The sequence below is a fragment of the Acidovorax sp. NB1 genome, assembly GCF_005405905.1.
Taxonomy (GTDB): domain Bacteria; phylum Pseudomonadota; class Gammaproteobacteria; order Burkholderiales; family Burkholderiaceae_C; genus Acidovorax.
Genome location: NZ_BJHU01000021.1, coordinates 566,493 through 574,578, shown reverse-complemented (window position 1 = coordinate 574,578; position 8,086 = coordinate 566,493). Strand labels below are relative to the sequence as shown.

7 protein-coding genes are annotated in these 8,086 nt (G+C 61.0%); 1 reads left to right on the top strand and 6 read right to left on the bottom strand.

Translation table 11 applies throughout. The annotated features are described in order from the left end of the window. Positions 1-366: 366 nt before the first annotated feature. The 5 genes from phhA to AvAM_RS10905 all read right to left on the bottom strand — a co-directional run bounded on the left by phhA (position 367) and on the right by AvAM_RS10905 (position 5,538). Positions 367-1,206 carry a phenylalanine 4-monooxygenase gene (phhA, locus tag AvAM_RS10925; protein ID WP_137747068.1) on the bottom strand — a complete coding sequence of 280 codons (840 nt, stop codon included), beginning with the start codon at positions 1,204-1,206 and terminating at the stop codon, positions 367-369. A 66-nt stretch (positions 1,207-1,272) separates the two neighbouring features. After that, on the bottom strand, positions 1,273-2,241 hold the full coding sequence (locus tag AvAM_RS10920) for a tripartite tricarboxylate transporter substrate binding protein (RefSeq protein WP_137747067.1): 969 nt from the start codon (positions 2,239-2,241) through the stop codon (positions 1,273-1,275). 73 nt (positions 2,242-2,314) lie between these two features. Then, a complete protein-coding gene (hppD, locus tag AvAM_RS10915) occupies positions 2,315-3,427 on the bottom strand; it encodes a 4-hydroxyphenylpyruvate dioxygenase (RefSeq protein ID WP_137747066.1) in 1,113 nt (370 codons plus the stop codon). Between the two features lie 179 nt (positions 3,428-3,606). Beyond that, entirely contained in the window at positions 3,607-4,593 is a 987-nt protein-coding gene (locus AvAM_RS10910) for a lipase secretion chaperone (RefSeq protein WP_137747065.1), read from the bottom strand. A gap of 3 nt (positions 4,594-4,596) precedes the next feature. Beyond that, complete coding sequence (locus tag AvAM_RS10905) at positions 4,597-5,538, bottom strand: triacylglycerol lipase (protein WP_137747064.1); 942 nt, start codon at positions 5,536-5,538, stop codon at positions 4,597-4,599. Positions 5,539-5,703: 165 nt separating this feature from the next. Here AvAM_RS10905 and AvAM_RS10900 point away from each other — a divergent pair, with 165 nt between their 5' ends. Next, a complete protein-coding gene (locus tag AvAM_RS10900; protein WP_109790902.1) occupies positions 5,704-6,186 on the top strand; it encodes an Lrp/AsnC family transcriptional regulator in 483 nt (160 codons plus the stop codon). Between the two features lie 73 nt (positions 6,187-6,259). On the opposite strand, the gene AvAM_RS10895 is transcribed toward AvAM_RS10900, so the two are convergent. After that, positions 6,260-7,579, bottom strand: coding sequence for a hypothetical protein (locus AvAM_RS10895; RefSeq protein ID WP_137747063.1), 1,320 nt, complete (start codon positions 7,577-7,579; stop codon positions 6,260-6,262). Positions 7,580-8,086 lie beyond the last annotated feature (507 nt).

The following is an 8,086-nucleotide window of genomic DNA, read 5'->3' as shown; positions in this document are numbered from 1 at the left end:
CACAGCTCGCGCCGGTTGGCGCCTTCCTGCAGTGCCAGTTGCACAAACTCTCGTTGGGTGGACATGAGATCTCTCGGTTGCCAAGGCATAGGTTTCTCCTGGGCAGGGTTTGCCAAGGAGAAGTGTTTCCTATGTCCCCGCACACCTGTTACCCATGTGTCCGGTCTGAACAGGCGAGGCAAGAGAAAGTTACTGCGCCACCGGGCGCACACCCCGGCCTCCGCCTTCAACCCGAGCACGCCGCTCAATCTGCAGACAGGCGCGGAAGCGTTCAGGCCGAACGGTCAGTAGAAATCAAAACACTATAAAAATAATAGCTATCAGCGCTTGATGAACAGGCGGTAAAGGCCAATTTGATTCAAAAAATCAAGCTGCCACAGCCTCCCGCTCATCCGCAGCAAACTCCGGCAACCCCCGCAGCCGCTCATAGATCGGCGCAAAATCCGCCGCCGTCATCTCAAACAGCTGCTCAAAGCTGTCGATCACAAAATACGTCTGCTGGTACGTATCGATCTTGTAGCGCGTGCGCATCGTCCTCTCCAGCGCCAGCGGAATCCGCTGCGGCTCCGGGCTCTGCACCGAATACGCCAGCTCACCCGACGAACTCAAAATCCCCGCGCCATACGCCCGCAACTGCCCGGCCTCGCGGATCAGCCCGAACTCGATGGTGTACCAGTACAACCGGCTCAGCATCTCGCACGACCCCAGCCCCTGCGCCTTCAGCCCACCCTGGCCGTAGCGCTGCACATAGTCGGCAAACACCGGGTTGAACAGCAGCGGCACATGCCCGAACAGGTCGTGAAAGATGTCGGGCTCGACGATGTATTCGAACTCTTCGGGCTTGCGGATCCAGTCCGTCACCGGGAACTTGCGGTTGGCCAGCAAGGTGAAAAAGGGCACCTCGGGGATCAGCCCCGGCACGCCCACCAGCTCCCAGCCGGTGGCCTTGTAAAGGCGCTCGTTCACCTCTTCAAAACGCGGTATGCGGTCGCTGGCGCCCAGCGAGGGCAGGGCGTCGATGAACGCCTGGCTCGCCAGTCCCGGCAGCAGGGCGCGCTGGCGCTCGTACAGACGGCGGTAGGTGTCGTGGTCGGCGGCGGTGTAGGCCGCGTAGTCCTGCGGGCAGGTGTAGTCCGCGTTGGCACGCGAGTAGTCGCCACGTGGTGGGCGGGTGGATTGGCCATAGACGACAGGGGCTTGTCCCATTTTTTTTCTCCTTTGCCGCCATGGTCGGCGCACCACGATGGGGGCGCGCACCAGCCCACGCGGCTGCTAATCGATCTTGATCTTTGCGGCCCGGATCAGGAACTCGTACTTGCTGTTTTCCGAGCGCACAAACTGCGCAAACCCGTCGAGCGTCAGCTCTTCGGGCGTGATGCCCATCTTCTTGAACTTCTCCTTGCCAGCGGGCGAATGCATCGCTGCCGAGAACGCATAGGCATACCGGCGCGCGTCGGCATCGGGCAGCGAGGTGGGCGCGAACAGGCCGAACCAGGTGGACACGTTGAAGCCCTGCACGCTGTCGTTGATGCTGGGCACGTTGGGCAGTGCCTCATTGCGGCTCAATGTGGTCACGCCCAGCGCCAGCAGCTTGCCCGACTGGATCTGCGGCAGCGCCGATGCCAGGTTGTCAAACACCATCAGCACCTGGCCGGATTCCAGCGCGGCGAGCGCGGGTTTGGAGCCCTGGAAGGGCGTGTGGCCCATCTTGGTGTTGGTGAGCGACTTGAACATCTCGGCCGAGATGTGGCCGATGCTGCCGTTGCCGCCCGACCCGTACCTGGCCTGGTCCGGGTTCTTCTTGAGGTACTGCACCAGGTCGGGCGTGGTCTTGATCCCCAGCTTGGCGGCCTGCGCCGCGCTGACTACCAGCACGTTGGGCGTGCGCGCCACGAGGGCGATGGGCTTGAAGTCCTTGAGCGCGTTGTAAGGGAAGTTCTTGTACAGCCAGGGATTGACGGCGTGGGTGGCCACAGCGCCCATCAGCACCTGGTTGCTGGTCTTGGGAGATTTGGCGACCTGGTCCGCACCGGTACTACCACCCGCCCCCGGTTTGTTCTCCACGGTAATGGAGCCAAGCTGGGCTGCAGCACCCTCGGCCACGATGCGGGCCGAGGTGTCCAGCGGACCACCAGCGGGGTAGGGAACCACGATGGTGAGCGGGGCAGAGGGGCTTTGGGCCATGGCAAAGGTGGCCACACAGGTCAGGCCAACACTGAACAGGGTGCTACGGAGCGACATCGGGATCCTTTTGAGTTCCGGGGAGCGCGCAGTATAGGCACCTGATCAGGGTTAACCCTGGATGTCTGATGACTTAGGTGTTCAGCACGCCACGGCGGATCTGGTCGCGCTCCAGCGACTCGAACAGCGCCTTGAAGTTGCCTTCGCCAAAACCATCGCGGTAGTCGCCTTCGCGCTGGATGAATTCGAAGAACACCGGGCCCAGCATGGGGGTGGAGAAAATCTGCAGCAGCAGGCGAGGCGTGCCGTCGGCCGTGGTGCCGTCCAGCAAGATGCCGCGCGACTGCAGTTCGGGCACAGGCTGGCCGTGGCCGGGCAGGCGGGTGTCCAGCATTTCGTAGTACACCTCGTTGGGCGCAGTGGCCAGGGGCACGCCAGCCAGGCCCAGCTTGTCCACCACCTCCAGCAGGTTGTCGCAGATCAGCGCGATGTGCTGGATGCCTTCGCCGTTGAACTGCATCAAAAATTCTTCGATCTGGCCGCCGCCCTGCTTGGCTTCCTCGTTCAGCGGGATGCGGATCATGCCGTCGGGCGCGGTCATGGCCTTGCTGGTCAGGCCGGTGTATTCGCCCTGGATGTCGAAGTAGCGGATTTCGCGGAAGCCGAACAGCTTTTCGTAGAAGTTGGCCCAGAAGCCCATGCGCCCCCGGTACACGTTGTGCGTGAGGTGGTCTATGAGGTTCAGGCCATGGCCCACGGGGCGGCGGTCCACGCCTTCGATGAATTCGAAGTCGATGTCGTAGATGGACTTGCCGTCTTCAAACCGGTCAATCAAATACAGCGGCGCGCCGCCAATGCCCTTGATGGCGGGCAGGCGCAGTTCCATGGGGCCGGTGGGAATCTCGATGGGCTGGGCGCCCAGTTCCAGTGCGCGGTTGTAGGCTTTGTGGGCGTCTTTCACGCGGAAGGCCAGGCCACAGGCCGAGGGGCCGTGCTCGGCGCCGAAGTAGGCGGCCTGGCTGTGGGGCTCGCGGTTCAGGATGAAGTTGATGCCGTTCTGGCGGTACAGCACCACGTCCTTGGAGCGGTGCTTGGCCACCAGGGTGAAACCGAGCTTTTCGAACACCGGCTCCAGCACGCCCGGTGTAGGCGAGGTGAATTCGACGAACTCGAAGCCCATCAGGCCCATCGGGTTGTCCCAGGCTTCGAGCTGGGCGGCGGTTTCTTGCGGCAGGGCGGCGTTCATGGGGTGTCTCCGGCATTCGTTGATCAATGTCATGGACTGTAGGCGCGGCTTGCCTCATGTTTCTGGCGAAATCAAGAGGCTTGGGCCTTTGATTTGCAGGAATCTTGTGAATGGTCAAATTTTTGTGCAGGGTGTCGGCGCCGTTTGCGCGGATGGGCCGTCATGTGCGGCGCACAGGCTCAGGAGCCCGGCGCTGTGGCCTGCAGCTTGCGCAGGGCCAGCGCGGCGTCCACACGCTGCTGTTCTTCCGATGAAAAAAGCTGCTGGAGCAATTGCTGGAGCGCGGCCCCATCGCCCTGCTGGGCCCTGGCCTGGCTGTACTGGTCCAGGCGCTGTTGCCAGTGCTGCTCCTCCCGGTCGAGCCGGGCCAGCGCATGGGCGGCGGCTTCGCCGTACTGGGCGCTGCGCGCGGCGTGGCGCGTGTAGTCGTCGGCGTTCTGGGTGTTAAAGGCGGCCGTCTGCGCGGCGGCGGCCAGGTGTTCGGTGGCGGCGTTGCGTTCGGCGCGGCGCTCGGGCGAGAGTTCGCGCTCCGCCTGCTGCAGCGCCTGGCTGCGCTGTTCGGGCGTGAGCTGAGGGTTGTGGGCCACCTCCAGGCGCGCCAGCGTGTAGCGGTCCAGCTCTGCCTCGCGGGCAAACAGTGCGTCGTATTCGGCACCGTCAAAGAACTGCACGCGCACCTTGTGGCGGGCGTCCATTGCATCGCGCAAGGCGCGCGGCTCGTTCAGGTCCCGGGGCGCACGCAGCTGGCCCAGGGCCACGCGGTAGTCCACATAGCGCTCGGCCAAGGCCAGCGCTCGGGTGGCCAGGGCCGCAGGGAAATGTTTGCCCACCAAAGAGGCCAGGCGCTGCTTGAGCGCGGCCGGGTCGCTGGCGTCGCCCGCCTCCAGCAGCAGGGCTTCCAGCGTGTTGCGCAGGCCGTCCACCAGCAAGGGGTCGGTGGTGCTGTCGATGCTGCCGCTGCGGTGGTACGCCCATGTGGCCGGATCCGCCCCCTGCGTGGACTTGGGGTGAAGGCCTCGGGTGCCGGTGGGTGCGGCGTCCGCGTTCACCACCTGCCCAGGCCCCGCGCCCACACCGGGCCAGCCCGCTGGGCCCACCAGCCACCAGGCCACGGCGGCCGAGGCGATGACCAGGAGCAATGCAGGCGGGGCCCAGGTGCGGCGCATGGTTTACAGGCCTTGTTGCTTGAGGCGGTTGGCGTGCTGGCGGTACAGCGTCACCGGGTCGGTGGAGAACCAGTCGCGCAGGCCCAGCAGCTGGTTCACTTCGTCGAGGTGGTTCTGGCGGTAGTCGCCCAGGTGCTTGCCCAGGCGCGACGAACAGGCCGACACCAGGCCATCGTTGGCCTCGCCAAAGGTCAGGCTCAGCACGCTGAGCAGGCCGTCGCTGGCGTCCAGCACATTGGTCAGCGGCTGTGTGCCGGTCCAGGAGTAGTAGCGCACGCCGTTCACCAGCTCGGCGCCGTTGCCGCAGCCGGAGGTAGGCACGCCCTGCGGAAAGCGGCTGTTGAACTTGGCCGAGCCTGCCGTGGTCAGCGAGTCCAGTGCGGCCGTGGGCATCTGCGGCAGGCCCGTGCCGCCGGAGGTCAGGTTGATCAGGCCCACCAGCGCCTTGGCCGCCGCATTGGCCACGGCCTCGGACACCGAGCCCGCTGGCGCCACGCCGCGCAGGATGTCGGCCACGCGCGAACCCCGGTTGACGCCCCCGATGGACGTGACCGAGGCCACCAGCTGCGGCGCCACGCCCGCCACATAGCGCGTGGTGGGGCCGCCGTGCGAGTGGCCCACCAGGTTCACCTTGGCCGCGCCGGTGATGGCGAGGATGGTCTTGACCTGGGCCAGCAGTTGCTCGCCCCGCACCTCGGTGCTGTTGGCGGCGGACACCTGGGCCACATAGACCTTGGCGCCGCCCTGGCGCAGCGCGTCGGGAATGCCGTAGAAGTAGTCGATGCCCAGCGCCGAGTCAAAGCCGAAAAGCCCGTGCACCAGCACGACGGGATACCGCGTTTGCGTGTAGCCCGTTTGCGCCTGCGCGCCCCCGCTCACCAGCAGCAACCCCGCTGTTGCTGCCAGCACCAGTCGCCGCAACAAGCGGCTGAAAAATCCGGTCATGTGTTTGTCTCCGTTGATGTGATTTCTTATGTTTGCAAAATAGAACGGTCGTTCGTTTTTGCAAGGTTTATTTTTTGGGGAGATGGCTTCTGTCACTATCGGGACATACCCGTGCCTGCAATATGGTCGGCGGGAAAATGCCTGGATTCGGTAAAGTCCTGCGCCATGAAAGCTTTTGACGCATTGGACAAGCTGGATCGCGCCATCCTGCGCCGTCTGCAAGAAAACGGCCGCGAGACCTACGACGTGATCGGCGAGCAGGTGGGCCTGTCGCCCAGCGCGGTGCTGCGCCGCGTCAAGCGGCTGGAAGACAGCGGTGTGATCGACCGCTATGTGGCCCTGGTGCCGCCCGAAGCGGTGGGGCTGGGGCTCACGGCTTATCTCAACGTGCGGCTCGAAAAACACACCGAAAGCCACAAGCGCAACCCCATGGACCTGTTCCGCGCCAGCGTGCAGACTTGGCCCGAGGTGGTGGAGTGCGCCTCGCTCACGGGCGAAATGGACTACCTGCTGCGCGTGGTGGTGGCCGACATGGCCCACTACAGCCGCTTCATCATGGACACCCTGCTCAAGCACCCGAGCGTGCAGGACTGCAAGACCAGTTTTGTGCTCGACAGGGTGAAGGCGACGACGGCTGTGCCCGTGTGAGAAGGATGGCGTAGAGGAAAGCGGTGGGTGCGCTGTTGTTCGTTCAGGCAGACGTCCGGCCGAAGAATTGACGTCAAACGGTGGTGATGACCAGCGATTGTGGATCGCCGTAAAGGTAAATCTTTCCATCCGGTGCCTGAGTGCACCACGATACATTGCGCAAACGTCCCGGTAAGGAGCCGACAAGTGACTCGCCAGTTGCCGCCAGTGTGCCTGCGACTATGGAGCTAGTTCCGTCGGGATTGATCTTGCGGATGACCTTATTCGTGTCATTTTCCTCTTCCTCCAGTACGTAAGCGCTTGATTTGTATGCGCCTAAACCGACTACACGCCGCCCCATCTTGACGCTTCGCACTTGATTATCCGTAGTAACCATAACCAAGTTATTGGCTTGAGCGCTTGAAATTCCCGCGAAAATCAACCCATCTTTGGTACATGCCAGCCATACTTCGCGAGTTGGAATCCAATTTGGGGAGGAGGCGAGGCCTAAATCGACCACCTTCGTGAGAGAGCCGGAAGCGTCGATCTTGTAAAGGGAATTGTGCACAAAATCTATTGTAAATGCCTCGCCTGAAGGGTTAAAAACAATACCGGCAGGGCAAATTTCTCGAGACTCGAAAAGTGTGGTTACACCGCCATCGGGAGATATTTTTAAAATTCTTCCACCTATGGCACGTTCGTTATTCATAGAGAAAATTGTCGCTACCTGCGAAAAGTAAATTTCGCCATTGGGTGCCTCTGTTGCCCACACTCTGAAGCCGTTCATCTTGGTTTCTATTGATGGGACGGTGAGCTCAACAAGATTCTTCGCTATATTAAGCTTTTCGCCATTTGGGCGTACTTTGTAGACTACGTCTTTGTCCTCCGTGCGACGCACTGCAAAAAAATTGCGCGACCTATCCGTTCCAATGATAGTGGAGGTGTTTAAGAGTGGCGACGGTACGATACCATATGTGGTTACAACTAGTAATCTTGCGGGCCGTGAAGATGTTTCCCCGTGGGGAGAGGATATTTCTACATTGAACGTTGCGCCATTTTGATTTTCATGCACATCGGTCAAGGTCAATGTAGGGCGGTTTTCTCCAGGCAGCTCGATTCCGTCTTTTTTCCATTGGTATTTTGCTCCGGTAGGGTCATTGATTACCACCGAGAAAGTCGCCGTTGCACCTCGCTCGGCCTTTACATCAGCAGGGTGTTCGATAATTTGCAAGCCTGCAGTGGTGGTGGAGCCGCCACCGCACGCCGCAGTGAGTATTGAGCCGAGTAAGGCGGCGCTCACAGTGCGGCGATCAAGGCCAGGCTGTCCCTGCTTAGATTCATAGTCGATAGTCGTCGATGTATAGGGCATAGAAAAGGCTCCGTTAAAAATGCTGATATCAAAAGCTGCTTTCAACTTCTCGCTGCGAGGCAACTATTGGGATGGAGTTGTTGGGGCTAAAAATTCAAAAACTAACAATTAAAGATCGTCCCCGATATGCCTGCTGTAGCACAATTGGTTGCATGCCAGGCGTCAGAAAGTAAGCGCGCCTTTTTGGAATTCATGGCTTCAGAGGTTGTCGCTTGGGTGGTGCCCTCTCAAAGGCACTCCCCTGTTTTAATAGATATTTCCCTATAGAATTTCTAAGCTCTGAAATTATTGACGCGAGGGGGGATTTGGTGTAAGCATTTGATGGTATCGGTTGCGACAGCGTTAAGCCTAACTTTTGTCAGCGCTTGCCATTTTTTTACATTTGGTTGCGGCGGGGCTGTCGGACCGGGACATGCCAGCTTCCTCTGGCTTTTCGCAGTGGGCTCAGTTGAAGCGTTGGGACGGGAGGCTGAGGTTTCTGCTCATTGAGTAGTGAGTGCAACAATTCCTCGAAACTGGGATGATCTCTCTAAGTTGCTGCGACGCAGCAAA